General features: G+C 69.2%; 26 protein-coding genes. 12 read left to right on the forward strand and 14 right to left on the reverse strand.

Annotated elements, in window-relative coordinates; translation table 11 throughout:
- Genes hisA through hisIE form a run of 3 tightly spaced genes read left to right on the forward strand, consistent with a single transcriptional unit; the run spans position 1 to position 2,211 of the window.
- Positions 1-750 (forward strand): 1-(5-phosphoribosyl)-5-[(5-phosphoribosylamino)methylideneamino]imidazole-4-carboxamide isomerase, encoded by a 750-nt coding sequence (gene hisA / locus K4L06_RS15125; RefSeq protein WP_221672180.1) that lies wholly within the window; start codon positions 1-3, stop codon positions 748-750.
- Positions 744-1,550 (forward strand): imidazole glycerol phosphate synthase subunit HisF, encoded by an 807-nt coding sequence (gene hisF, locus K4L06_RS15130; protein WP_221672181.1) that lies wholly within the window; start codon positions 744-746, stop codon positions 1,548-1,550. The genes hisA and hisF overlap by 7 nt, the downstream gene beginning before the upstream one ends.
- Positions 1,525-2,211 (forward strand): bifunctional phosphoribosyl-AMP cyclohydrolase/phosphoribosyl-ATP diphosphatase HisIE, encoded by a 687-nt coding sequence (gene hisIE, locus K4L06_RS15135; protein WP_343225769.1) that lies wholly within the window; start codon positions 1,525-1,527, stop codon positions 2,209-2,211. Before hisF ends, hisIE begins: the two co-directional genes overlap by 26 nt.
- Positions 2,212-2,513: 302 nt before the next feature.
- On the opposite strand, the gene K4L06_RS15140 is transcribed toward hisIE, so the two are convergent.
- A complete protein-coding gene (locus tag K4L06_RS15140; protein WP_221672183.1) occupies positions 2,514-3,305 on the reverse strand; it encodes a hypothetical protein in 792 nt (263 codons plus the stop codon).
- 374 nt (positions 3,306-3,679) lie between these two features.
- Between K4L06_RS15140 and K4L06_RS15145 the strand changes: the two genes are divergently transcribed.
- From K4L06_RS15145 to K4L06_RS15160, 4 genes are all read left to right on the forward strand, one after another.
- A complete protein-coding gene (locus tag K4L06_RS15145) occupies positions 3,680-5,296 on the forward strand; it encodes a calcineurin-like phosphoesterase family protein (protein WP_221672184.1) in 1,617 nt (538 codons plus the stop codon).
- Entirely contained in the window at positions 5,293-5,886 is a 594-nt protein-coding gene (locus K4L06_RS22800) for a YdeI/OmpD-associated family protein (protein ID WP_221672185.1), read from the forward strand. The genes K4L06_RS15145 and K4L06_RS22800 overlap by 4 nt, the downstream gene beginning before the upstream one ends.
- A 176-nt stretch (positions 5,887-6,062) precedes the next feature.
- On the forward strand, positions 6,063-6,515 hold the full coding sequence (locus tag K4L06_RS15155; protein ID WP_221672186.1) for a type II 3-dehydroquinate dehydratase: 453 nt from the start codon (positions 6,063-6,065) through the stop codon (positions 6,513-6,515).
- Positions 6,516-6,522: 7 nt separating this feature from the next.
- Positions 6,523-6,741, forward strand: a complete 219-nt coding sequence (locus K4L06_RS15160) for a hypothetical protein (protein WP_221672187.1) — start codon at positions 6,523-6,525, stop codon at positions 6,739-6,741.
- Positions 6,742-6,957: 216 nt separating this feature from the next.
- Here the strand turns inward: K4L06_RS15160 and mtnC are convergent, their stop codons facing one another.
- The 5 genes from mtnC to K4L06_RS15185 form a co-directional block, all read right to left on the reverse strand.
- Positions 6,958-7,656 (reverse strand): acireductone synthase, encoded by a 699-nt coding sequence (gene mtnC, locus K4L06_RS15165; protein WP_221672188.1) that lies wholly within the window; start codon positions 7,654-7,656, stop codon positions 6,958-6,960.
- Between the two features lie 216 nt (positions 7,657-7,872).
- Positions 7,873-8,430 (reverse strand): acireductone dioxygenase, encoded by a 558-nt coding sequence (locus K4L06_RS15170; protein ID WP_221672189.1) that lies wholly within the window; start codon positions 8,428-8,430, stop codon positions 7,873-7,875.
- Complete coding sequence (locus tag K4L06_RS15175; protein WP_221672190.1) at positions 8,427-9,065, reverse strand: methylthioribulose 1-phosphate dehydratase; 639 nt, start codon at positions 9,063-9,065, stop codon at positions 8,427-8,429. The genes K4L06_RS15170 and K4L06_RS15175 overlap by 4 nt, the downstream gene beginning before the upstream one ends.
- 101 nt (positions 9,066-9,166) lie before the next feature.
- A complete protein-coding gene (locus K4L06_RS15180) occupies positions 9,167-10,594 on the reverse strand; it encodes an amino acid permease (RefSeq protein WP_221672191.1) in 1,428 nt (475 codons plus the stop codon).
- Between the two features lie 242 nt (positions 10,595-10,836).
- Positions 10,837-12,318 (reverse strand): amino acid permease, encoded by a 1,482-nt coding sequence (locus tag K4L06_RS15185; protein ID WP_221672192.1) that lies wholly within the window; start codon positions 12,316-12,318, stop codon positions 10,837-10,839.
- Between the two features lie 304 nt (positions 12,319-12,622).
- Here K4L06_RS15185 and K4L06_RS15190 point away from each other — a divergent pair, with 304 nt between their 5' ends.
- Positions 12,623-13,117, forward strand: coding sequence for an NUDIX hydrolase (locus tag K4L06_RS15190; RefSeq protein WP_255595661.1), 495 nt, complete (start codon positions 12,623-12,625; stop codon positions 13,115-13,117).
- Between the two features lie 28 nt (positions 13,118-13,145).
- On the forward strand, positions 13,146-13,481 hold the full coding sequence (locus tag K4L06_RS15195; protein WP_221672194.1) for a hypothetical protein: 336 nt from the start codon (positions 13,146-13,148) through the stop codon (positions 13,479-13,481).
- Positions 13,482-14,330: 849 nt separating this feature from the next.
- On the opposite strand, the gene K4L06_RS15200 is transcribed toward K4L06_RS15195, so the two are convergent.
- From K4L06_RS15200 to K4L06_RS15235, 8 genes are all read right to left on the reverse strand, one after another.
- Entirely contained in the window at positions 14,331-16,418 is a 2,088-nt protein-coding gene (locus tag K4L06_RS15200; RefSeq protein WP_221672195.1) for a phospholipase C, phosphocholine-specific, read from the reverse strand.
- Positions 16,419-16,830: 412 nt separating this feature from the next.
- Positions 16,831-17,304, reverse strand: coding sequence for a GNAT family N-acetyltransferase (locus K4L06_RS15205; protein WP_221672196.1), 474 nt, complete (start codon positions 17,302-17,304; stop codon positions 16,831-16,833).
- Positions 17,301-17,663, reverse strand: coding sequence for a hypothetical protein (locus tag K4L06_RS15210; protein WP_221672197.1), 363 nt, complete (start codon positions 17,661-17,663; stop codon positions 17,301-17,303). The genes K4L06_RS15205 and K4L06_RS15210 overlap by 4 nt, the downstream gene beginning before the upstream one ends.
- The gene (gene yeiP, locus K4L06_RS15215) at positions 17,653-18,219 is read right to left on the reverse strand and encodes an elongation factor P-like protein YeiP (RefSeq protein WP_221672198.1); all 567 of its coding nucleotides are present in this window, start codon (positions 18,217-18,219) and stop codon (positions 17,653-17,655) included. The genes K4L06_RS15210 and yeiP overlap by 11 nt, the downstream gene beginning before the upstream one ends.
- Before the next feature lie 126 nt (positions 18,220-18,345).
- The gene (locus K4L06_RS15220) at positions 18,346-19,116 is read right to left on the reverse strand and encodes an SDR family NAD(P)-dependent oxidoreductase (protein ID WP_221672199.1); all 771 of its coding nucleotides are present in this window, start codon (positions 19,114-19,116) and stop codon (positions 18,346-18,348) included.
- A gap of 153 nt (positions 19,117-19,269) precedes the next feature.
- On the reverse strand, positions 19,270-19,836 hold the full coding sequence (locus K4L06_RS15225) for a hypothetical protein (RefSeq protein WP_221672200.1): 567 nt from the start codon (positions 19,834-19,836) through the stop codon (positions 19,270-19,272).
- Positions 19,837-19,840: 4 nt separating this feature from the next.
- A complete protein-coding gene (locus tag K4L06_RS15230; RefSeq protein ID WP_221672201.1) occupies positions 19,841-20,455 on the reverse strand; it encodes a hypothetical protein in 615 nt (204 codons plus the stop codon).
- 150 nt (positions 20,456-20,605) lie between these two features.
- Entirely contained in the window at positions 20,606-21,088 is a 483-nt protein-coding gene (locus tag K4L06_RS15235; RefSeq protein ID WP_221672202.1) for a GNAT family N-acetyltransferase, read from the reverse strand.
- Positions 21,089-21,292: 204 nt separating this feature from the next.
- Here K4L06_RS15235 and K4L06_RS15240 point away from each other — a divergent pair, with 204 nt between their 5' ends.
- The 3 genes from K4L06_RS15240 to K4L06_RS15250 are packed head-to-tail and all read left to right on the forward strand — an operon-like array spanning position 21,293 to position 23,084.
- On the forward strand, positions 21,293-21,955 hold the full coding sequence (locus K4L06_RS15240; RefSeq protein WP_221672203.1) for a DUF4189 domain-containing protein: 663 nt from the start codon (positions 21,293-21,295) through the stop codon (positions 21,953-21,955).
- Between the two features lie 60 nt (positions 21,956-22,015).
- A complete protein-coding gene (locus K4L06_RS15245) occupies positions 22,016-22,597 on the forward strand; it encodes a DUF4304 domain-containing protein (protein WP_221672204.1) in 582 nt (193 codons plus the stop codon).
- A gap of 52 nt (positions 22,598-22,649) precedes the next feature.
- Positions 22,650-23,084, forward strand: coding sequence for a DUF4279 domain-containing protein (locus K4L06_RS15250; protein WP_221672205.1), 435 nt, complete (start codon positions 22,650-22,652; stop codon positions 23,082-23,084).
- The last annotated feature ends 8 nt before the right edge of the window (positions 23,085-23,092 follow it).

A 23,092-nucleotide genomic window follows, 5' to 3' on the forward strand; every position in this document is an offset into this window, starting at 1 on the left:
ATGGGCAACGCCACCTTATATCCCGCGATCGACGTGCGCGACGGCCGGGTCGTGCGCCTGCACCAGGGCGACTACGCCCAGGAAACCCGCTACGAGACCGAACCGCTGGCGCTGGCCACCCGCTATGCCGAGGCCGGCGCCAAGTGGCTGCACCTGATCGACCTGGACGCCGCCCGCTACGGCGGCTACACCCTGGCCCCGCTGCTGCGCGCGATCACCACCTCCAGCTGGATGCGGGTGCAGACCGGCGGCGGCGTGCGCAGCGAGGCCGACGTCGAGGCGATCCTGGATGCCGGCGCCGACCGGGTCGTGGTCGGCTCGCTGGCGGTCAAGGAGCCCGAGCAGGTGATCGGCTGGTTCCGCCGCTTCGGCACCGAACGCATCACCATCGCCCTGGACGTGCGCCAGGCCGGCGATGGCGGCTGGGAGCTGCCGGTGGCCGGCTGGACCGAGGCCAGCGGCGCGCGCCTGGAGCCGGTGCTGGAGCGCTATGCCGGCGCCGGCCTGCGCCACCTGCTGTGCACCGACGTATCGCGCGACGGCACCATGGCCGGACCCAACCTGGAGCTGTACCGGCACCTGCACACGATCGCGCCGCAGGTCCAGGTGCAGGCTTCCGGCGGGATCCGCGACATCGCCGACATCGTCGCCGCCGACGGCGTCGGCTGCAGCGGCGCGGTGCTCGGCAAGGCCCTGATCGAAGGCCGGTTCCAGCTCGGCGAGGCGCTGCGCCAGGTGCGCCGATGCTGAACGCCGCCGCGCCGAACCCGACCCCGCTGAGCCGGCGCATCGTGCCCTGCCTGGACGTGCGCGACGGCCGGGTGGTCAAGGGCGTGCGCTTCCGCGACCACGTCGACATGGGCGACATCGTCGAGCTGGCGCTGCGCTACCGCGACGAGGGCGCCGACGAACTGGTGTTCTACGACATCACCGCCAGCCCGCAGGGCCGCAGCGTCGACCGCGACTGGGTCGAACGGGTTTCGCGCGCGATCGACATCCCGTTCTGCGTCGCCGGCGGCATCCGCTCGGTCGAGGACGCGCGCGGCGTGCTCAACGCCGGCGCCGACAAGATCTCGGTCAACACCCCGGCGCTGGAGCGGCCGGCGCTGATCGGCGAAATCGCCGCCGAGTTCGGCGTGCAGTGCGTGGTGGTCGGGATCGACAGCCTGCGCGACCCCGACGGCGAATGGCGGGTGCGCCAGTACACCGGCGACCCCAGCCGCACCCAGGCCCTGGCCCGGCGCACCCTGGACTGGGTGGTCGAGGCGCAGCGCCTGGGCGCCGGCGAGATCGTGCTCAACTGCATGGGCAGCGACGGCGTGCGCAGCGGCTACGACATCGAGCAACTGGCCGCGGTGCGGGCGGTGTGCGAGGTGCCGCTGGTCGCTTCCGGCGGCGCCGGCGCGATCGAGCATTTCGGCGCGGTGTTCCGCCAGGCCGATGTCGACGCGGCCTTGGCGGCCAGCGTGTTCCACTCCGGCAGCATCCGCATTCCGGTCCTCAAGGCAGCGTTGCGAGAGCAGGGTGTCCCAGTCCGCGAACTCCAATGACCCCGCCGCGTCCGGCCTGGATGCGGCGCAGATCGACGCCCTGGCCTGGGACAAGCAGGACGGCCTGCTGCCGGCGGTGATCCAGGACGCCGCCGACCTGCGCGTGCTGATGCTCGGCTACATGGACCGCGCCGCGCTCGACGCGACCCTGGCCAGCGGCCACGTCACCTTCTACAGCCGCAGCAAGCAGCGGCTATGGACCAAGGGCGAAAGCTCCGGCCACTTCCTCGACCTGGTTTCGATCCAGACCGACTGCGACCGCGACACCTTGCTGGTGCGCGCGGTGCCGCACGGGCCGACCTGCCACCTCGGCCGCGCCAGCTGTTTTCCCGAGGCGCCCGTCGATGCGCTGGCGTTCCTGGGCGAGCTCGACGGCCTGATCGACCAGCGCGAACGCGAGCGCCCGCAGGGCAGCTACACCACTCACCTGTTCGACAAGGGCGTGGCGACGATTGCCAAGAAGGTCGGCGAAGAAGCCGTGGAGACCGCCCTGGCCGCGGTCGGCGAAGACGATGCCGCGCTGTGCGGCGAAGCCGCCGACCTGCTGTTCCACCTGCAGGTGCTGCTGCGCGCGCGCGGCCTGTCGCTGGCCGACGCGGTCGCGGTATTGCGCGCGCGCCACGGCCAGCCGCATCGCGGCGCGCGCCGGCGCGAGGACTGAGGCGCCCCGAGCGGCCCTCATTCCGCCCTCTCGGTTTTCTGTTTGCTTCGCTCGCCATAATCGCGACAGCGACGTACTACGGCGCCTTCCCTCGCGACGAAACCGCTCCCTCTCCCGCTTGCGGCAGCAGGTTGTGCTGCGATGCTTCCAGGTGCGACGAAACCGCTCTCTCTCTCCGGCTTGCTGCAGCGGGTTGTGTTGCGGTGCTTCCAGGTGCGACGAAGCTGCTCCCTCTCCCGCTTGCGGGAGAGGGAGCGGGCGGCTTACCCGTTCAAGCGTGGCGCCGCCGTAGCGGCCAGAACTCAACTGATGTCGTTCTCGAACGCCGCCCGCGTCAGCCCGGCGATGGTCGTCGAGCTGTCGCTGAGCACCGCCTTCTCGAACCAGTTCAAGGTATTCCACTGGTCGTCGATGCCCTTGTGCATGTACTCCTTCTGCAGCTCGGAGTACGGCGACACCGGGCCGGGCCCATTCTGCGGGATCTCGCCTTTCTGCTTCTTGTCCATGTAGGCGTCGACCATGATCCCGGAGACGATGTTGTTGGATTTCTCCGTCTCCCAGCGCGCGCGCAGGTAGTCGGCGGCGACGGCGAGGTTGGTGTCGTAGAAATGGCCCGGGGTCCAGCGCAGGTCGCGCAGCTGCTCGAACGCGCCCTGGATGTCGTCCGGGTGGCGATCCATCGCGTCCTTGATGTAGGCATCGACCTTGCTGCGGTCCTCCGGCGCCCACTGGGTCGCCTCGGTCTTGTAGGCGCCGATCGCCGCGTCGATGGTGTCGCGCGAAGCGGCGGGCAGGTCGGGATGGCGTTCGAGGATCTTCTGCCCGTACTGGTCGACCAGTTGCGCGATCGTCGGTTCGCGTTCGGTCTTTTGCCGGCCGGGCAGGGCCAGGATCTGCAACTTGATCTCCACCGCGACGGCCTTGTCGATCGCGGCGCGGTCGTCGGCCAACTGGCTGGCGCTGGCGCCCTGGCTGAGGTGGGTCTGGTACTGCTCGATCGCCTGGTCGGTGACTTCCGAGGCGGTCGGCGGTTCGGGCGGTTCGGGTCGATAGGCGTAGGCGGTCGGTGCCGCCGCATTGATCGGCGTAACCATGACGGACTCCCTGCGGATTGGGGGACTTTCACCCTAGGACGCTGCGCCGGCCGCGGCCATTCGGGCCATCCCTAGGCCTTTGTTAAGCCGGAACCGGCTTCGCAGCGGGTATCGCCCGAATCCGATACGCCCCCGCCCCCTGTAGGAGCGGCGCGAGCCGCGACCGACCGCAGCGAGGTGCGCGAGCGTTGCGTCCGAAGCCCGGATACCGCGGTGAGGCCGGATTTTCGCTTCGGATACCGCGCTCGTGCGCACCGCTGCCGTTGTCGCGGCTTATGACCGGAGGAAATCCCCGTGGGACGCCGCTCCTACAAGGAGCCGCGAGGCATGCGGCGACGACCGCGCATAATGGGCCGTTCCCAAGGAGTTCCCGCATGCGCTCGATCGCGTCCGCCGCCGCCCTGTTGTTCGCCCTGTCCGCTACGGCCGCCTCGGCGGCGCCGCGGTGCGAGGGCACGGTCTACGCCGACCGCAACGGCAACGGCCGTCGCGATCCCGGCGAGGCGGGGCTGGCCGGGCAGCGCGTGTCCGACGGCGAAACCATCGTGCTCAGCGACGCGCAGGGCCGTTACCGCCTGAGCCCGCGCGACGGCAGCAGCCAGTTCCTGATCAAGCCGGCCGGCTATCGCCTGCCGTCGCGCGACAACGGCCTGCCGGATTACTGGCTCAATGTGCGCGACGACGACGGTCCGGCATTGAAGTACGGCGGCATCCCGCGCAGCGCCGCGCAGTGCCGCGACTACGGCCTGATCCCGCAGCGCGGGCAGGCCGACCAGCCGCTCGACGTGCTGGTGTTCGCCGATCCGCAGACCAAGAGCGCGCTCGACGTCGAGCATTACCGGCGCGCCATCGTCGAGCCGCTGGCGCGCGCCGGCGCGGCCGCCCAACTGGGCCTGAGCCTGGGCGACATCACCCACGACGACCTGTCGCTGTATCCGCGGCTCAACGCCGCGACCGCGCGCCTGGGCGTGCCCTGGCTGCACGCGCCGGGCAACCACGACCTCGATTTCGACGCTACGCGCGACGAGGATTCGCTGCTGAGCTTCCGCCACGTCTACGGCCCCGACACCTACGCCTGGGAGGAGGCGCAGGCCAACTTCGTCGTGTTCGACGACGTGGTCTATCGCCCGCAGCCGAAGCCGGACTACATCGGCGGCCTGCGCGCCGACCAGTTCGCCTTTCTCGAACGCTATCTGGCCGATGCGCCGAAGCGGCGCCTGCTGGTGCTGGCCATGCACATCCCCTTGTTCGACACCGCGCCGGGACGCGAAACCTTCCGCCATGCCGACCGCGAGCGCTTGTTCGCCCTGCTGCGGCCGTTTCCGCGGGTGCTGGTGCTGAGCGGGCACAGCCATGCCCAGCGCCATGTCTTCCACGATGCGGCGAGCGGCTGGCAGGGCGCGGCGCCGCTGCACGAGTACAACGTCGGCGCCGCCTGCGGTGCGTTCTGGTCCGGGGTGCGCGACGCCCAGGGACTGCCCGACGCGACGATGAGCGACGGCACCCCGAACGGCTACGCGCGCCTGCGCATCGGCGCGGACGCGCGCTACGCGCTGAGCTGGCATCCGGCGCCGTCGGCCGGGCGTGCGCTGGATGCGGATTCGGTCGCCAATGCGCATCTGCGCCTGTATGCGCCCAAGACCCTGCGCCGCGGCTCGTATCCGATCCGCGGCGTGTACGCCAACGTGTTCATGGGCCGCGAGGACAGCCGGGTCGAGCTGCGCATCGACGGCGGCGAGTGGAAACCGATGCGCCGGGTCGAGCAGCCCGACCCCGCGCTGTTGGCCGAGAACGCCCGCGACGACGCGGCCGAGCGCCTGCGCGGCTACGATCGCGCGGCGATCGCGATGCCGTCGGCGCATCTGTGGAACGCGGCGCTGCCCACCGACCTGGCTGCCGGCGAACACGCGATCGAAGTGCGGGTGTTCGACCCGTGGCAGGGCGAGCAGCGCCTGGTCACCGGCTACCGCCTGATCGAGGCCGCACCGTGAGCGCCGCGCCCAAGGGGCCGGCCGACGACCTGCCGGTGATCGCCTTCGCCGATGCTGCGGCGTTCGAATGCTGGCTGGAAAGCGGCGAGGATCCGCGCGGGGTATGGCTGAAGATCGCCAAGAAGGGCCAGGGCGTGGTCACGGTGAACTATCAGGACGCGCTCGATGTGGCGCTGTGCCACGGCTGGATCGACGGCCTCAAGCGCGGCCTGGACGAGGTCTACTTCCTGCAACGCTTCACTCCGCGCCGGCCGCGCAGCCTGTGGTCGAAGATCAATATCGGCAAGGTCGAGCGGCTGATCGCCGACGGCCGCATGCGCCCGGGCGGGCAGCGCGAAGTCGATGCGGCGCAGGCCGACGGACGCTGGGACGCGGCCTACGAATCGGCCAGCAAGATGAGCGTGCCCGAGGACCTGGCGCTGGCGTTGAAGCGCGAGCCGAAGGCGCGCAAGCAGTTCGAGGCGCTGGACGGCGCCAACCGCTATGCGGTGCTGTGGCGGGTGCATACGGCGAAGAAACCGGAAACGCGCGCGGCGCGGATCGTCAAGCTGGTGGCGATGCTGGCGCGCGGCGAGAAGATCCATCCGTGAGCCAGGGACGCGTGAGCCAGGGACGAAGGGGGTTAAGCGCGCTTAACCCCCTGCGTCCCTGTGCAATTGACGCGGGTTTTACGCGTCGGGCGGCGGCCGGGAATGGAGCCTTTACGCCCGCCGTTCCTACAGTGAGCCTCAAGGCGCGCCGTCCCGAGTGCGCCGCGAGTGCCAACGTGTCGATCCTGATCCTGCGCGGCCCGCAGTCCGAGGCCGCCGTCGAGTGGCCGCTGCAAGCGCTGGCCGGCCCGGTCCGCGCCGGTTTGATCGAGCGCGCCGCCAGCGCCGGCAAGGCGCTGGCGCTGCGCTGCTGCCGCAGCGAGCGCGAACTGGTCGACTGCCTGCGCGGCATGCGCGCGGCCAATACCGAGCTGCTGCTGCTCGATCCGGGCGCCTGCGTCCCGGCCAGCGCCGAACTGCGCGACGCCCTGGACGGCTTGCCGATGCCTTACATCGAAGTGCACGACGACCGGATGGGCGCGTTGGAGCCCTCGATTCTCCCGCATTGCGGCCCGCGCCTGCGCCTGGTCCACGGCTATGCCGCGCACAGCTACACCCTGGCCTTGTCGATCGCGCTGGAGCACCTGGGTTGCGACGAAAGCGGCAACGATGTCCACGTGGGCACTTGAGCCGGTCATGGACGAGACCAGCGAGCACCATTTCTATTTCGCCGACTACGAGATCCTGGTCGGCGGCCGGTTCTGCATCCGCGGACAGACCACGCTGGACTATGCGCCCGCGGAGGCGGCGCGGTTCGACCCGGCCGACCTGGTCGAACGCATCCGCCGGCGCATCGCCGAGGAGCGCGGCGTCGAGCGCGAGGAAGTGCGCATCCGCCAGTTGAGCCGGTTGTAGCCCCCCGCCGCCAGCCGCCGCGATCGACGCATCGCTCCCTGTAGGAGCGGCGTGAGCCGCGACAGCCGAAGCGGCGTACGCGAGCGCAGCGGCCGAAACCCACGAATAAACGGGCTAGTCCTGACCGTGCCCGGGCTGCGGACACGGGCGTGGTATGACGTCGCTGCGGCGGTCGCGGCTCACGCCGCTCCTACAGTGGCCCGCAGGCCGCTTGGATCAAACCGGATCGATCTGGGCGAACGACTCCACCCGGGTGTGGCCGTGGGTGGCTTCGCCTTCGCGGGGCTGCGGGTAATCCTCGCGGCGGTCGAGCAGCACCGTGCCGACGCCGGCGTCGCGGGCGGCGTCGAGTTCCTCGACCACGTCGGACAGGAACAGGATCTCCTCGGCGGGCAGGCCGATCGATTCGACGATGCGGGCATAGCTGTCGCGCTCGCGCTTGCCGCCGACCTCGGTGTCGAACCAGCCGGAGAACAGTTCGGTCAGGTCGCCCGCGTCGCTGTGGCCGAACAGCAGCCGTTGCGCCGGCACGCTGCCGGAGGAGTACACGTACAGGCGCAGGCCGGCGTCCTTCCAGCGGCGCAGCGCCGGCGCGGCGTCGGGGTACATGTGCGAGGTGAAATCGGCGCTGCGGTAGCCGTCGGCCCAGATCATGCCCTGCAGGGCCTTGAGTGCGGTGTGCTTGCGGTCCTGGTCGATCCAGCCCTGCAGCACCTCGATCACGGTCGAGTCCTGGCACACGCCGCCGTTCTCCAGCGCCACCGCGTCCAGCCATTTGCGCACCGCCGGCTCGCGCCCGCGCGCGGCGACGAAGCCCGGCAGGGCGCGGCGCGCGTAAGGGAACAGCACGTCCTTGACGAACGAGATGCTGCTGGTGGTGCCTTCGATGTCGGTGAGGATGGCGCGGATGGGCATGAGGCTAGGAAATAGTGGAGAGGAGTGAGGAGGGAGCGAAAGCGGCAGGCGAAGCATGGGACTGGACCCGGGCCAGGAGCTTCTCGCTCCTCGCTTCTCTGCGCTCTTTTCTCGCTCGACGTGGAGGAGCGAGCGAAACCGGCAGGCGTAGCGGCGGAACGAACGCAGGCAGGAGCGTCTTCTCACTCCTCGCTGCTCTGCGCTCACTCCTCGCCCTCACCCCGCCTGCCCCTTCTCGTAGCGCGGAAACTGCTGGGCCAGGTCGCTGCCGGTGAAATAGCCGACCCAGCCGTCCGGCTCGGTGAAGAAGCGGATCGCGACGAAGCTGGGCTCCGGGCCCATGTCGAACCAGTGCAGGGTGCTGTCGGGCACCGAGATCAGGTCGCCTTGCTCGCACTTGATCTCGTACACGTTGGGTTCGACGTGCAGGGTGAACAGCCCCGAGCCGGCGACGAAGAAACGCACTTCGTCTTCCTTGTGGTAATGCTCGTCGAGGAACTTGCCGCGCATCGCCTCGCGCTGCGGATTGTCCGGGGCGATGCTGACCACGTCGACGGTCTTGAAGCCGCGTTCGGCGGTGATGCGTTCGATGTCGCCGCGGTAGGCGGCCATGATCGCCTCCGGCGTGTCGCCCGGCTTGACCGGCTGGGCGGCCTGCCACTGTTCGAAGCCGACCCCGATCTTGGCCAGCTCGCGCGCGATCTGGGCCTGGTCGCCGGTGCTCAGCTTCGGCGTGCCGGGTTCGTCCTCGGCGAAAATGCGCAGGCGGCTCATCGCTGCAGTCTCCTCAGTTCCAGTTCGCATCCGAGCAGGAATTCGAACGCCTCCAGGTGGCGCCGGGCTTCGGCCATGTCGCGGCCCCAGGCGTACAGGCCGTGGCCGTCGATCAGATAGCCCCACATCGGCTGCCGGTCGAGGGTGGCGTCGACCTGGGCGGCCAGGGTCGGCATGTCTTGGGTGTTCGGATACACCGGCAAGTCCAGCTCGGTGTCGTGGGTGGAGGTGCCGCGGAAGGCCTTGAGCAGCTCGTAGCCTTCCAGGTGCACGTGGCCCTGGCCGGCGAACAGGCGCGAGGCCACGGTCTGGGTCTGCGAGTGGGTGTGCAGGACGCAGCCGACCTCGGGGTAGCGCTTGTACAGCTGGGTGTGCAGCAAGGTCTCGGCCGAGGGCCGGTGCTCGGTGGCGACCGGTAGCCCGTCCAGGTCCACGACCATGATGTCGTCTTCGGTCAGCCGGCCCTTGTCGCGGCCGGAGACGGTGATGGCGACATGCGCCTCGTCGATCCGGCGCGAGAAGTTGCTGCTCGTGGCCGGGGTCCAGCCGCGCTGGGCCAGCTCGCGCACGTTGACGATGATCTCGCCGGCGCAATGCGCCAGGCGCTGGGGGTCGTAGGGCAGGGGGCTGTTCATGGTCTCAGTTTACAAACAAACGGCGACCGGGGCGGCCCGGTCGCCGTGGGTTTGCCCCTCCTGGCGGCAACACAGCGTTGCCGCCGGCCGCAGAGGGCCGTTCAGCGCGGCCGCAGGCGGCTGTGGCGGAAGCCGTAGGCGAAATAGACCACGATGCCGACCGCGGTCCAGACCGCCATCAGCATCCAGTTGTGCGCGCTCATGGTCGACAGCAGGACCAGGCAGCTGACGATGCCGGCCAGGCAGATCGGCCAGGCGAACGGGATCCGGAACGGCCGCGGCAGGTCGGGCTGGGTGCGGCGCAGGATCAGCACCCCGGCGCAGACCGCGGCGAACGCGATCAGGGTGCCCATCGAGGTCATGTCGCCGAGGATGTCGAGCGGGAACAGCGCCGCCAGCAGGGCGATGCCGATGCCGGTGATGACGGTGTTGATGTGCGGGGTGCGGTGCTTGGGGTGGATCTTGGTGAACACCGGCGGCAGCAGGCCGTCGCGGGCCATGATCATGAAGATGCGCGGTTGGCCGATGATCATCACCAGCACCACCGAGGACAGGCCGACCAGGGCGCCGACTTCGACCACCACCCGCAGCCAGTTCAGCGCCGGATGGGCGGCGATCGCGGTCACCACCGGCTCGTCGGTGCCCAGGCTGGTGTACGGCGCCAGGCCGGTCATCACCGCGGCCATGCTGATGTAGAGCACGGTGCAGATCGCCAGCGAGGCCATCATGCCGATCGGCATGTCCTTCTGCGGCTTGTGCGATTCCTGCGCCGCCACCGACACCGCCTCGAAGCCGATGTAGGCGAAGAACACCATCGAGGCGCCGCGCAGCACGCCTTCCCAGCCGTACTTGCCGTCGCCCTGCGATTCGGGGATGAAGGGCGTCCACAGCTCGGGGTTCACGTACTTCCAGCCGACCGCGATGACCAGCACGATCAGGCCCGACTTCAGCAACACCATCGCCATGTTCATGGCCGAGGATTTGCGGATGCCGACGTAGCACAGCCAGGTCAGCAGCAGCACGATCGCCGCCGCCGGCAGGTTGGCGATCGCGCCGGTCGGGCGCAGCTTGGCGTCCAGCGGCGCCTGCACCAGCGCCGCCGGCAGGGTGATGTCGAAATGTTCCAACAGACTGAGGAAGTAACCGGTCCAACTGACCGCCACCGCCGAGGCGGAGACGCCGTACTCCAATATCAGCATCCAGCCGATGAACCAGGCCGAGAGCTCGCCCAGGGTGGCGTAGGTGTAGGTGTAGGCGCTGCCGGAGACCGGCACCATCGCCGCGAACTCGGCGTAGGCCAGGGCGCAGAAGGTGCAGCAGATCGCGGCGAGGACGAAGGACAGCATGATCGCCGGGCCGGCGTGCTCGGCCGCGGCCTTGCCGGTGATGACGAAGATGCCGCCGCCGATCACCGCGCCGATGCCCAGCGCGGTCAGGCCCCAGGGGCCGAGGGTGCGGTGCAGGCTGAGGCCGTCGGCGTCGCTGTGGGCGGCGTGCGGGTGTTTGGTCGCCCGGAGTTGTTCCAGCATGGGGTTCGTCCTGGTGTTGCGTGTGTCCGCGCTCCGGATCACTTCGTCCCGTCATTCCCGCGAAGGCAGGAATCCAGAGACTTCAGCGTCTCGCCCCGATGCCGTCCTGGGTTCCCGCCTGCGCGGGAATGAGGAGGCGGCGAGGCTCGGTCTCGGAGCGGATCGGTAGAAACGTTGCAGCGCGAAAAGGAAAAAGGCCGGCGGAAGGTCTCCGCCGGCCTCGAATCATGGATGCGCCGGGTTCAGGCCTTGCCGCCCGCCGCCTTGCGCAGCTTGCTGTTGTGGTAGCCGTAGGCGAAGTAGATCAGCAGGCCGATCGCGGTCCAGCCGGTCATCAGGTGCCAATGCTCGGAGAACGGCTTCCAGAACAGGTACAGGCAGGCCGCCGCGCCGAGCGGGCAGACCACCGCGACCAGCGGCACCCGGAACGGGCGCGGCAGGTCCGGACGGGTCTTGCGCAGGATCAGCACGCCGACGCAGACGGTGGCGAAGGCGAGCAAGGTGCCCATCGACACCAGTTCGCCGAGCAGGCCGATCGGCAGGAAGCCGGCCAGGATGCAGGCGAACACGCCGACGATGATGGTGCCGATGTAGGGCGTCTGGAACTTCGGATGGACCTTGGCGAACATCTGCGGCAGCAGGCCGTCCTTCGCCATCGAATAGAAGATGCGCGGCTGGCCCATCAGCATGACCAGGATCACCGAGCTCAGGCCGGCGATCGCGCCGATCTCGACCAGCAGTTTCAGCCAGCCCAGCGCCGGGTAGGCTTCCAGCGCGGTCGCCACCGGCTTGGGCGTGCTCAGCATGTGGTAGGGCAGCAGGCCGGTCAGCACGCCGGAGACGATGATGTAGATGATGGTGCAGATCACCAGCGAGCCGAGGATGCCGATCGGCATGTCGCGCTGCGGGTTCTTGGCTTCGCCGGCGGCGGTGGAGACCGCGTCGAAGCCGATGTAGGCGAAGAACACCACCGAGGCGCCGCGGATGATGCCGTCGTAGCCGTACTTGCCCGGGCCCTGGTTTTCCGGAATGAACGGCACCCAGTTGTCCGGGTTGACGTACTTCGCCGCGAAGGCGACGAACAGGGTGATCACCACCACCTTGATCGCGACGATGATGGTGTTGATGAAGGCCGACTGGGTGATGCCGACGTAGCACAGGCCGCTGAGGGCGGCGACGATCGCCACCGCCGGCAGGTTGATCAGGCCGCCGGTGTAGACGATCGAGCCGTCGACCACGTTCAGCGGCGCCGCCGACAGCGAGGCCGGCAGGCCGACGCCGAAGCTGGTCAGCAGGCTGTTGAGGTAGCCCGACCAGCCGACCGCGACGGTCGAGGCGGCGAACAGGTACTCGAGCACCAGGTTCCAGCCGATGAACCAGGCCACGAACTCGCCCAGGGTGGCGTAGGAATAGGAGTAGGCGCTGCCCGAGACCGGCAGCATCGCCGAGAACTCGGCGTAGCACAGGCCGGCCAGGGCGCAGGCGAAGCCGGCGACGATGAAGCTCAGCACGATCGCCGGGCCGGCGTGTTCGGCGGCGGCATGACCGGAGAGGACGAAGATGCCGGCGCCGATGACCGCGCCGATGCCCAGCATCACCAATTGGGTCGCGGTCAGGGACCGTTTCAGCGTGGCTTCGCCTTCGAGGCTGCCCTCTACGGGCTCGCCGGCGTCCACGTGGCCGGCCGGCGCCACGGGTTTGGTGATGAACAGGCCTCTCGACATCGAACTCCCCTCTCTCTCGTAAGAAGTGATCTTGAAGTGATCTGTGCCCGTCGTTCTGCGACGACGATGGATGACCGACTCCCGGAGCGGGGCGGCGGGCCACCTTAACTCAGTGCGGAAACGGGCGGCAAGCGGAGCCGGTCATGGCCTTTGCGGCGATAATCACGGTCCCGGCCTCGCCCCATGTGCTTTTTTCGATATGCCTGTGAAACATTCGGATCCGATCGGTCAGCTGCGTTCCAATCTCGACCTGTACGCGCGGCAATGGCCCGAGGAAGCGGAACATACGCTGCCGTTTCTGGCCTTGCTGGACGAGGCGGACGGCGGCGGAACGGCGCCGGACGGCGCGACCGAGCCGGGCGACCCCTTCCAGCGCGAGCGCCTGGCCGGCCACTTCACCGGCGGCGCCTGGCTGATCGACCGGGCCGGCCGGCGGGTGCTGCTGACCCACCACCGCAAGCTCGGCCGCTGGCTGCAGCTCGGCGGCCACGCCGACGGCGACCGCGACCTGGCCCAGGTCGCCCTGCGCGAGGCCGAGGAAGAATCGGGCCTGACCGGCCTGAGCGTGGACCCGGAGCTGTTCGACCTGGACCGGCACTGGATCCCGGCCCGCCACGAGGTGCCGGGGCACTGGCACTACGACCTGCGCTACGTGGTCCGCGCCGGCGACCACGAGGACTACGTGGTCAGCGAGGAATCGCTGGACCTGGCCTGGCGCGACATCGCCGAACTGCTGGCCGACCCGACCAGCGACGAGTCGATGCGGCGCATGGCGGGCAAGTGGCTGGCGCGGGGGTGAGGAACGCGGCGACCGAGGCGCGCGCTTGATGGCCATCGTTACTAAGACCTGCCCGCACTGCGGCGCCCGCGTTCGGGTGACGGCAGCCGAGTTGATTAGGGATAGTCCCCGCACCTATTGCCGCGCCTGCCGCGGCTGGGTGCCGCATTCGTTCGCCGTGTCGAGTCTGGCCAATCTGGGCGGATTGGTCTGCGGTGGATACGCTGCGGTCGAGTTTTTGCACCTGCTGGAATCGGGCATGGGCAAGCCGGTGCCATTATGGGCATGGGCTTTGATGCTAGCGGTGGCGATCATGGTAGGCCTGACCATGGCGATGTTCTTTGCCGGCGTGGCGTATTTGTTGCACGCCCTGTTGCGGCGATAGCTGATTTTCGCGATCGGTGGGCCGGCCACCGGAAGAAATCTCCGTAGGCGCCGCCGCGTCACCGCCTTGTCGCGTGCCGCGTGTCGCGTTGCCGGTCTCCGCCGGCGCCGCGCTTGCGTCCACCGCTTCGGTTGTCGCGGCTTATGCCGCTCCTACAGGACGCGGATCCATCAGGGGTAGGAGCGACGCGAGTCGCGATCGCCATGCATCCAGCGCGCCGTAGCGGAGGTTTTCCAGCGTGCGCCGCAACCGCGGTATCGCGGTCGCGGCTTGCGCCGCTCCTACCCCTGAATGCGCGGCCTGCAGCGGCGGGCTCGCCTGTAGGAGCGGCGTAAGCCGCGACCACCGCAGCGGTGCGATACCACGATTCCTTCCGCAGCTGTGGATCGACAGACCATCGGCCGTTTCCGTGTTGCCGATTTCCGCCGGGCTGCGCTTGCGTCCACCGCGTCGGTTGTCGCGGCTCACGCCGCTCCTACATGAGGCGGCTCCATCGGGGGTAGGAGCGACGCGAGTCGCGACCGCCATGTTTCCAATTGCATCGTCATATCGCAAAACAGCGCGGTCGCCTGTAGGAGCGGCGTCCCACGGGGATTTCCTTCGGTCATAAGCCGCGACCGTCGCAGCGGTGCGATACCACGTTCCCGTCCGCGGTTGCGGATCGACAACATCATCCGTCGTTGCCGCTTTGCCGCGTTGCCGGTCTCCGCCGGCGCTGCGCTCGCGTCCACCGCTTCGGTTGGTCGCGGCTCACGCCGCTCCTACAAGGAGCGGCTTCGTCAGGGTAGGAGCGACGCGAGTCGCGACCGCGGTGTCCAACGGTCGCGTCGCAAAACCGGGTGGCGAAGCTCAGCCTCGCCCGATCGCCGGATCGCTGACGCCCGGGGCGCCGTTCTCGGCATGCCCGGCGATGCGGCGCAGATAGCGCGCGTCGCTATCGCAGGTGACGCTGAAGTCGTACCAGCGCTGGCTGGTCGCCAGCGGCCAGTGGTCGCGCACCCGCGCGCCCGGGGCGAGGTCGTAATGGCGCGCCGGTGCGTCGCTGTAATGGTTCGGGCGCAGGGTCAGGCGGCAGGCCGCGCGGCCGCTGTTGACCAGCTCCAGGCTCAGCAATTCGCCGATCGCATCGTGGCGCACGATCATTTCCGGATTGGCCCCGGTCGCCGACAGCGCCTTGTTCAGATCGCCGCGGAACTGGCGCAGGAAGCCGTTCGGGCCATAGGCTGCCAGATTGTAAATGCCCTGGGTGTACTGGCGCGCGCTCCAGTAATCCGACAGCGCGGTGTTCGCGTCCAGGGTGTAGTACCACGGCCCGTCGCTGCGGTTGCCGGCGTATACGTTCAGACACGCGCCGGCGACGCCGTCGTTGCCGAAGTCCAGCCAATAGCGGCCGCTGGACGCCTCGATCCGCCCGTCCACCCGCAACTCGTACGGCAGCGCGCGCGCCGGCCGCGCGCCGCGTTCCTGGCGCGGCATCAGCGGCTTGCTCGGCGGCTTGGGCTCGTTGAGCTTGCAACTGGCGTCGGCGCCGCTCATCGCGCCGGAGGTGTCCGGCAAGGCCGGCCACTGCGCATTGGGATTGGCGAAATCGAACGCGGTGCTGAGGTCGCCGGCGACGCTGCGGCGCCAGGCGCTGATGTTCGGCTCGGCGATGCCGAAGCGCGCTTCCAGGAAGCGCAGCACCGAGGTGTGGTCGAACACCTGCGAGTTGACCCAGCCGCCCTTGCTCCACGGCGAGATCACGAACATCGGCACGCGGATGCCGAGCCCGACCGGAATGCCGTTGTAGTTCTCGGTCGCGGTGTCGACCGTGCTCTTGCCCAGGCTGGAGCTGATCGCCGGCAGCGGCGGCGGGACATGGTCGAAGAAGCCGCCGTTCTCGTCGTAGTTGATGATGAACACGGTCTTCGACCAGACCTCGGGGTTGGCTACCAGCGCTTCGAGCAGGCGCGCGGTCAGCGACTCGCCGTAGGCCGGGGTGGCTTCCGGGTGCTCGCTCATGATGTAGGACGGCACGATCCACGACACCGCCGGCAGCGTGCCCTGGCGCACGTCCTTGGCGAATTCGGCGATCAGGTGCTCGCCGCGCGAGGTCTTGGCGTTGGCCTCGTTCGAGCCCGGCACGATGGCGCGGGCGCGCTTGTACAGTTCCGAAGCGGTGTCCAGCTTGCGGAACTTGGCGAAGTAGGCCAGCGAGTTGTCGCCGTAGTTGTCGTGCTCCTGGTACACCCGCCACGGGATCCCGGCGTTCTGCAGGCGCTCGGCATAGGTGGTCCAGCGATGGCCGGCGAAGTTCGGATTGTCGCGCGCCATGTCGCCGGTCCAGTTGCCGTCGTCGGCGTTGTTGACCGCCTGCGGACCGAAGTCGCCGACGGTCATGCCGCTGGTGCCGGCGAACAGGTGCATGCGGTTGGGATTGGTCGGGCCGTGGTGCGAGCAGTAGTAGGCGTCGCAGACCGTGAACGCGTCGGCCAGGGCGTAGTAGAACGGCAGGTCCTCGCGGCGGAAGTGGCCCATGCACATCGAGCCCTTGGTCGCGATCCAGGCGTTGTAGTCCTTCCAGCGCGTATGCGAGCCCTTCCAGCTATGGTCGATGTCGGCCATGCAATGCGCGGCGGTGCGCATGGTGTCGAGATGGAACGGCAGCACCGCCTGCGGGTTGGTCGCCGACTTGGGCTGTTCCCACACGGTCTTGCCGCCGGGGATCGGAATCGGCCGCGGATCGTCGAAGCCGCGCACGCCGCGCAGCGCACCCAGGTAATGGTCGAAGGAACGGTTTTCCTGCATCAGGATCACCACGTGCTGCACGTCCTGGATGGTGCCGGTGACGCGCGCGGCCGGGGTGGCGAGCGCGGCGCGGATGGTGGGCGGCAACAGGCTCAGGGCGGCGGCGGAGCCGGCGAGTTTGAGGAAATCGCGACGGGTGGAAGTGACCAAGGCCGGGCTCCTGGCTGGGCGGGCGGCGGGACGCCGCGGAAAAAAGACTAGCCTGAGAGGCGCAGATTGCAGGTTCGTGGCAGCGCAACGCACGCGAGCGGGATCACGTTTCCGCAAGTCGGCTCGGATGATTCAGCTGCAAAAATCTGTGAGCGCGGTCGCGCGCCTGCGTGTAGCTCTCGCCCCCTGGGCGATGCCCCCGTTTGTAGGAGCGGCGTGAGCCGCGACCGCCGAAGCGGTGAGCGCGAGCGCTGGTCACCGAAGCCAGGATATGCGGCGGCGGCTGCGGGCTCTTCCCGGAGGGGCGTAGCTTCGGATGCGGGCGTGGTATTCGACCGCTTCGGTTGTCGCGGCTCACGCCGCTCCTACAGGCGGGACGTAGGCCGGGTGTCCCGTGCCGGGACGGCGCGGCTCAGCCGCGCAGCCACTTGGTCATCAGGCGCCGCGGATGCGCGCTGTAGCCGGCGCGCTCGTAGATGCCGCGGGCATGGGCGTTGTCGTCGTTCACTTCCAGCCGCAGCGCGTCCAGGCCCTCGCTACGGCACAGCGCCTCGACTTCGCTCAAGGCGCGCTTGGCCAGGCCGCCGCCGCGATGCGCGGGCAGCACGAACAACTCGTCGAGCAGGCCGTAGCGGCCGCCGAATTCCAGGCTGAAACAGAAGCCGAGGACGAAATAGCCGGCGATATCGCCATCGCGCAGGATCAGCCGCAGCCGGCCCGCGTTCGGATCCGAGACCAGGGCCAGCAACGCGCGCCGCAGTACGGGCTCGTTCCACGGCAGGTGCTCGACCGCGTAGAACTCGCGCAGTACCGGAATCAACCGCTCGAGGTCGGCCAGGACGGCGGCGGCGAAACGATAATCGGAGGCGAGGGGAGCATCGCTCATGGCCACTCCTGGCTGCGGCCGTAGCGCGCCATCCAGGCGGCGACGGCCGGGTCGGACCGGTGTTCGGCGCGCAACTCGTCCCAGCGCGCGCGTTCGTCGCGGCGGAGCTGTTCGGCCTGCAGCGACAGGGCTTCCATGGCCTGCGCATCGGAGGGTTCGCCGCCGGAGAAGTCCAGGTTCTGTTCGTGCGCGATCACGAATTCGCGCAGCTCGCCGGGCAGGGCGCACCAGCCGCCGGCGAAACCGGCTTGGATACGCGGCGGCGTCTCGCAGGCCGCGTCGGCGCCCGCGCCGGAGCGCGAGCACCCGACCGCCAGCGCCAGCGCGCCGGCGGCCAATAGCGCGATCTCAGTCCGCACGGCCGGCGAACTCGCCGGTGGTGGTGTTGACCAGCACGCGCTCGCCGTTGCCGATGTACTCCGGCACCATGATCTCGATGCCGGTCGACAGCTTGGCCGGCTTCGGCCGCTTGGTCGCGGTGCCGCCCTTGAGTTCCGGCGGGGTTTCGATCACTTCGATCGCCACGCTCTGCGGCAGCTGCAGCGCCACCGGCTGATCGTCGATGATCTGCACGTAGCAGCCCGTCAGGTCGTCGACGATGTAGCCGGCGGCGTCGCCGACCACGTCCGCGTCGAGGGTGTAGGGGGTGTAGTCCTCGTCGTCGAGAAACACGAAAGCGTCGCCGTCCTTGTACGAGAACGTCGCCTGGCGGCGGCTCAGTTCGACTTCCTTGAGCTCGTCCTCGGCGCCGACGCTGAGATCGAACTTGGTGCCGCCGGGCACCGAGTACATGGTGAAGCGGTACTTCACGTTGCCGCCGCGGCCCTGCGGCGAGCTGCGTTCGATATCGCGCACCTGGTACACGATGTTGTTGTGTTCGACCACGTTACCTTTTTTGACGTCGTAGGCTTTCATTTGGGCGCCGGGAATGGGGAATCGGGAATGGGGAGTCGTTGAAGCGGAGCGTCGGAGCCGGAGCGGATGGGGTGGGAGCGGAAGCGCTTTCGCGATTCCCGATTCCCCATTCCCGACTCCCGGCCCTTACTTCGGCGCCAACCGGGTAGCGCCGTCCAGGCGGATGGTCTCGCCGTTGAGGTAGCGGTTGCCGAGGATGTAGCCGACCAGGTCGGCGAACTCTTCCGGGCGGCCCAGGCGCGAGGGGAAGGGGATCGAGGCCGACAGCGACTGCTGCACCGATTCGGGCATGCCGTCGACCATCGGGGTCCAGAAGATGCCCGGGGCCACGGTCATCACCCGGATGCCGAAGCGCGACAGCTCGCGCGCCATCGGCAGGGTCATGCCGACCACGCCGCCCTTGGAGGCCGAGTAGGCGGCCTGGCCGATCTGGCCCTCGTAGGCGGCGACCGAGGCGGTGTTGACGATCACGCCGCGCTCGCCGTCCTCGCCGGCTTCGTTGTGCTGCATCAGGTTGGCCGCGGCCTTGGCGACGTTGAAGCTGCCGACCAGGTTGACCATCACCGTGCTCTGGAACTGGCCCAGCGGCATCGGCGCTTCCTTGCCGAGCACGCGGCCGGCGCCGAGGATGCCGGCGCAGTTGATCGCCGCGTTCAGCCCGCCGAGGAACTCGCGCGCGGCCTCCAGGTTGGCCGCCACGCCGGCCTCGTCGGTGACGTCGGTGCGGAAATAGCGCGCCTTGTCCGCGCCCAGCGCCGCCATGGCCTGCGCGCCCTTGTCGTCGTTGACGTCGAACAGGGCGACCTTGCCGCCGCGGGCGACCAGGTGCTGGGCCACGGCCAGGCCGAGGCCGGAGACGCCGCCGGTAATGACGGCGCGGGCGTTGTCGAGTTGCATGGGCGGTTCCTGAAGGCGGAAAGCCGCCATTCTAAAGGAGCCGCCCCGGTTCGCGCCCGGCCCGGCGCTCGGCCCGCGGCCCGGTGGGAGAGCCCCTTTCCGCCCATGCCCGGTCGAGGGCGTTGTCCGCCCGGGGCCAGGGGCGCGGACCGATCAGCGCGCCGTGGCCTGCTCGAACATCGGGTCGGAGAACAACTGGCGCAACAGTTTCTGCACCGTTGCCGCGTAGTTGTCGAAAGCCGCCGGTATCGCTATCGCTCCGACCAACGAGGAGGGCCAAAGGTGCGGCTGGGCGAGGGTCCGATCGTAAAGCGTCTTGCCGTCGCGGCTGACCACGAAGCGCGCCATGATTTCGGCGCGGCCGATATCCAACCTGGAGGCGTCGAGGTGGTGGCCGAGCAGTTCGCCGCGGATCTCGGTGGCCGCATCGGCATCCAGGCGCCCGGCGGCGCCCAGCTCGGCGACCACGGCGTCGCGCAGGTAGGTGGAGAACTTGCCGTCCGGTCCGCCTTTCAAGGTCGAGCCGCGCACGCGCAACGGGGTCTGGTCCAGCTTGGCATCGGCGCCGAACGCGCCGACTCGCAGCGGCGCGCCGTTGCGGTGGCGGGCCAGCGCCGCATTGGACTCGATCCCGGGCTGGTAGGGGACGGTCTGCATGCTCACGCAGGCCGTTTGCAGCAGCAGCGCCGAGATCAGGACGAGTTTCGCCAGGGTCCGCATCGGTTCAGTCCGCGTCGAAGGCCCGTTGTTCGGACAGCTGCTTCAGGCCATTCCATACGATCTGGTCCATCATCTGCTGCGAAGCCGCCTGTACGCTCATGGGCTTGGCTCCGGCCGGGCCGGCCTTGTTGCCGACGGTCGTATGCACGGCATGGGTGATCTTGGCTTCGGTGGTTTTGCCGTTGGCCGTGTAGCTGACGGTGGCGTTGTAGCCGTCGGTCACCAGGGTGCCGGCCAGGCCCAGGGTCATGCCGGAGGCGACGCCCCTGGCGACGAGGTTCTTGGTGAGCGGCACGTTGTCGACGATCACGCGCAGTTGCGCGCCGCCCGCCGCGGGGGTGTAGCCGACCTGGGAAAACAGGCCCGAGGCGTTGGCGGCCGCCATCGCGCGCAGGCGGAGTTCGGTGCTGGCGCGGGGATTGGCGTTGCCCTGGGTGCGGAATTCGGACAGCAACTGCACCGGCTGGGGCGAAGCCGCCGGCGTCAGGTCTTCACGGGCGACCGTCGGCAATGCCGGATCGACATAGAATTTGGCGGTCATGCAACCGGTCAGCGAGATGCTCAGGACGAGCGCAGCGAGCGTCGCGCGCAGCGCGCGCGAGCGGAAAGTGATCGACATCGTGTTCCCCTGTGGCTGGCCGGCTCCGGCCAGATGCCGCGGATCGCGGCACGGCGTGCTTTATAGCCCGGTTGAACGCAGTTTCCAATATGTGAGGGGTTGCACGGTTTGTCGCCGCCGCTGCGGCGGGAGATCGCCGCTGCAGGCGGGCTAGACCGTGCGCAAATACCAGGTATGGCTGCCGGCCAGCTCCGCGTAGCCCATCGGCGCGTCCAGCAACTGGAAGCTGTTGGCCTCCAGCAGGCGCTGGGCCTCGCTCATCCGGTCGAGCAGTTCGACATAGCACTGGCCGTAGCCGCAGCCGCGCGCGGTCAGCAGGCACTTGTCCAGCAGCGCCTGGCCCAGGCCGATTCGGCGCACCGAGGGCAGCAGGTAGAACTTGCGCAGCTCGCAGGTGCGGTCGTCGCCGCCTAGCAGCGGCGCGATGCCGGCGCCGCCGCCGAGCTTGCCGTCGCGTTCGACCACGAAGTAGGCGCTGCGCGGGCGGCTGTAGCTGCGCTGCATCGCGTCCAACTCCGGGTCGCTGGCCAAGGTCCCGCCGAACTCGGTCTGCACCTGGCGGGCGATCGCGGCCAGCGCGGCGTCGTCGCGGGGCAGGATCGGGCGCAGTACGACGCCGGGCGGCAGGGGCATGCGGTGGAACTCTCGAGGGGACCGGCGTACATCCTCGCTCAGGACGGGGCCGATGCGAAGATCCCCACGGCCGGTTCTCGCGCGGGCCCGCCGGGACGACGCCCGGGCAGGCGCGACCCCGCGGGTTGGCGCTACAGTAGCGCCCGGCGCCCGGACCGCCCGTCGGCGGGGTCGGGGCAGGGATCGCAAGCCAAGGAGAATCGCATGAGCAAGCCGGTCTATCGGGCCGCAGGATTGTTGTTGCTGGCGCTGCTCGCCCAGCAGGCGAAGGCCGACCAGGGCTGCCCGGAAGGGCTGAGCCCGATCGGGCGGGCGCCCGGGCCGATCTGCGTGCCCACCCCGGGCTACGGCACCGGCCCCGTGCAACGCGCGGCGCCCCGATACAGCGCCCCGGCGCCCATGCCGGCGATCACGATGATGCCCACGCCGCAGCGGCTGCGGTTTTTCGGCGTGCACGTCAGCGATCCGGCGCGCTCGCAGCTGTACTCGTCCAACTACTCGCTCGACGTCGCCAAGGCCTCGAGCCTGGCGCTGGACTACTGCCGCCAGCAGACCGGCCAGGAATGCGCGGTGCTCGGCTCGTTCGTCGACCAATGCCAGTCGATCGTGATCGACAAGGCGCGCAAGACTTACCGCGGCCTGGACCTGATTCCGCGGGTGGCGGCGCGCACCGCGATGGCCGAATGCAAGCGCGGCACCCGTTCCGGCGAATGCCGGCTGTGGCGCCTGCCGCTGTGCAGCGGTTCGGATTACAGCGGCGGCAACTTCATCGGCGAGGACAACGGGCGTACGCCGGAGCAGATCGCCGACGAGATCGCGACCATGACCCGCGAGCTGTCGGCCGAGCTGGCCGCCGAAGACGGTTGAACCCGGCCTGCGTTCCGGATCGCCCCGAATGCGCCGCAACCCAAGGACGGATCGAAGCCCATGGACCCCGCCAAACACATCGACGCCGTCGTCGCCCAGGGCCTGGCCCCGCTGCTGAAGTCGCAGGGCTTCGCCAAGGCCGGCCGCAGTTTCCACCGACGGCGCGGCGACCGCTGGCAGGTGGTCAACGTCCAGGCCAGCAGCGGCAACAGCGCCGCGCAGGCGCGTTTCACCCTCAATCTGGGCCTGTACATTCCCCAGATCGAGGTCCTGGCCGGGCAACCGCCGCTGCAGGGCAAACCCAAGGAATACGAATGCACCCTGCGCGAACGCATCGGCGCGTTGATGCCGCAGGCCCGCGACCATTGGTGGACGCTCGTCCCCGACAGCGAGCCGGCGACGCTGGCGGCCGAGCTGGCCGAGGCTTTCGCGGCCTACGGCTTGCCGTGGCTGGAAGGCCATGCCGACCTGGCCGAGGTGGCCGCCTCGCTCGCCGAGGCGCCGACGATCCTGGCCGCGGCCGCCGCGCTGGCGGCGGGCGACCGCGAGGCGGCGGCGCGCCGGATCGAGCATATGAAGGCCGAGCGGCCGCGGGCGACGGCGGTGGCGGAGGCTTGGGCGGCCAAGCATCTGCGGGCGTGAACCCGATGCCTGCGCCACGCGCCCGCACGGCAGCCATGATCCAGGAGAACGGATGAGTCGAGCGCAGTGGTCCACCGCGGTGTTGCGGGTGTTCGGCGACGATCTGGACCCCGATGAAATCAGTGCCTTGCTCGGCAGCCGCCCGAGCAGTTCGGCGCGCAAAGGCGACCGGCAGGTTATCGGGACTGCTGGGCGGATACGGATCCTCAAGACCGGACGCTGGAGCCTGCACGCCGTCGACAGCCGACCCGAGGACATCGAGGCGCAGATCTTCGCGATTCTCGACGGACTGACCGCCGACATGGCGGTCTGGCGTTCGCTGGGAGAGCGCTACCAGGTCGACATGTTCTGCGGGCTGTTCATGGACAGCGGCAACGACAATCTGTTGCTTTCGTCGAAAGCGCTGCTTGCGCTGGGACAGCGCGGCATCGAGCTGGAACTGGATATCTACGACCCGATCGAAGACGAATCGGCCGAGCCGCACTGAATCGACCG

This window comes from Lysobacter sp. BMK333-48F3, from assembly GCF_019733395.1.
Classification (GTDB): Bacteria; Pseudomonadota; Gammaproteobacteria; order Xanthomonadales; family Xanthomonadaceae; genus Lysobacter.

What these genes read in the sequence shown, in the direction of transcription:
- K4L06_RS15185 (WP_221672192.1), bottom strand. Translation starts at nt 12,318, where the DNA reads ATGTCGAGAGGCCTGTTCATCACCAAACCCGTGGCGCCGGCCGGCCAC.
- K4L06_RS15175 (WP_221672190.1), bottom strand. Translation starts at nt 9,065, where the DNA reads ATGAACAGCCCCCTGCCCTACGACCCCCAGCGCCTGGCGCATTGCGCC.
- K4L06_RS15225 (WP_221672200.1), bottom strand. Translation starts at nt 19,836, where the DNA reads ATGCGGACCCTGGCGAAACTCGTCCTGATCTCGGCGCTGCTGCTGCAA.
- K4L06_RS15220 (WP_221672199.1), bottom strand. Translation starts at nt 19,116, where the DNA reads ATGCAACTCGACAACGCCCGCGCCGTCATTACCGGCGGCGTCTCCGGC.
- K4L06_RS15230 (WP_221672201.1), bottom strand. Translation starts at nt 20,455, where the DNA reads ATGTCGATCACTTTCCGCTCGCGCGCGCTGCGCGCGACGCTCGCTGCG.
- K4L06_RS15170 (WP_221672189.1), bottom strand. Translation starts at nt 8,430, where the DNA reads ATGAGCCGCCTGCGCATTTTCGCCGAGGACGAACCCGGCACGCCGAAG.
- K4L06_RS15235 (WP_221672202.1), bottom strand. Translation starts at nt 21,088, where the DNA reads ATGCCCCTGCCGCCCGGCGTCGTACTGCGCCCGATCCTGCCCCGCGAC.
- K4L06_RS15250 (WP_221672205.1), top strand. Translation starts at nt 22,650, where the DNA reads ATGAGTCGAGCGCAGTGGTCCACCGCGGTGTTGCGGGTGTTCGGCGAC.
- mtnC (WP_221672188.1), bottom strand. Translation starts at nt 7,656, where the DNA reads ATGCCCATCCGCGCCATCCTCACCGACATCGAAGGCACCACCAGCAGC.
- K4L06_RS15205 (WP_221672196.1), bottom strand. Translation starts at nt 17,304, where the DNA reads ATGAGCGATGCTCCCCTCGCCTCCGATTATCGTTTCGCCGCCGCCGTC.
- K4L06_RS15195 (WP_221672194.1), top strand. Translation starts at nt 13,146, where the DNA reads ATGGCCATCGTTACTAAGACCTGCCCGCACTGCGGCGCCCGCGTTCGG.
- K4L06_RS15160 (WP_221672187.1), top strand. Translation starts at nt 6,523, where the DNA reads ATGGACGAGACCAGCGAGCACCATTTCTATTTCGCCGACTACGAGATC.
- hisF (WP_221672181.1), top strand. Translation starts at nt 744, where the DNA reads ATGCTGAACGCCGCCGCGCCGAACCCGACCCCGCTGAGCCGGCGCATC.
- K4L06_RS15145 (WP_221672184.1), top strand. Translation starts at nt 3,680, where the DNA reads ATGCGCTCGATCGCGTCCGCCGCCGCCCTGTTGTTCGCCCTGTCCGCT.
- yeiP (WP_221672198.1), bottom strand. Translation starts at nt 18,219, where the DNA reads ATGAAAGCCTACGACGTCAAAAAAGGTAACGTGGTCGAACACAACAAC.
- K4L06_RS15245 (WP_221672204.1), top strand. Translation starts at nt 22,016, where the DNA reads ATGGACCCCGCCAAACACATCGACGCCGTCGTCGCCCAGGGCCTGGCC.
- hisA (WP_221672180.1), top strand. Translation starts at nt 1, where the DNA reads ATGGGCAACGCCACCTTATATCCCGCGATCGACGTGCGCGACGGCCGG.
- K4L06_RS15140 (WP_221672183.1), bottom strand. Translation starts at nt 3,305, where the DNA reads ATGGTTACGCCGATCAATGCGGCGGCACCGACCGCCTACGCCTATCGA.
- K4L06_RS15180 (WP_221672191.1), bottom strand. Translation starts at nt 10,594, where the DNA reads ATGCTGGAACAACTCCGGGCGACCAAACACCCGCACGCCGCCCACAGC.
- K4L06_RS15240 (WP_221672203.1), top strand. Translation starts at nt 21,293, where the DNA reads ATGAGCAAGCCGGTCTATCGGGCCGCAGGATTGTTGTTGCTGGCGCTG.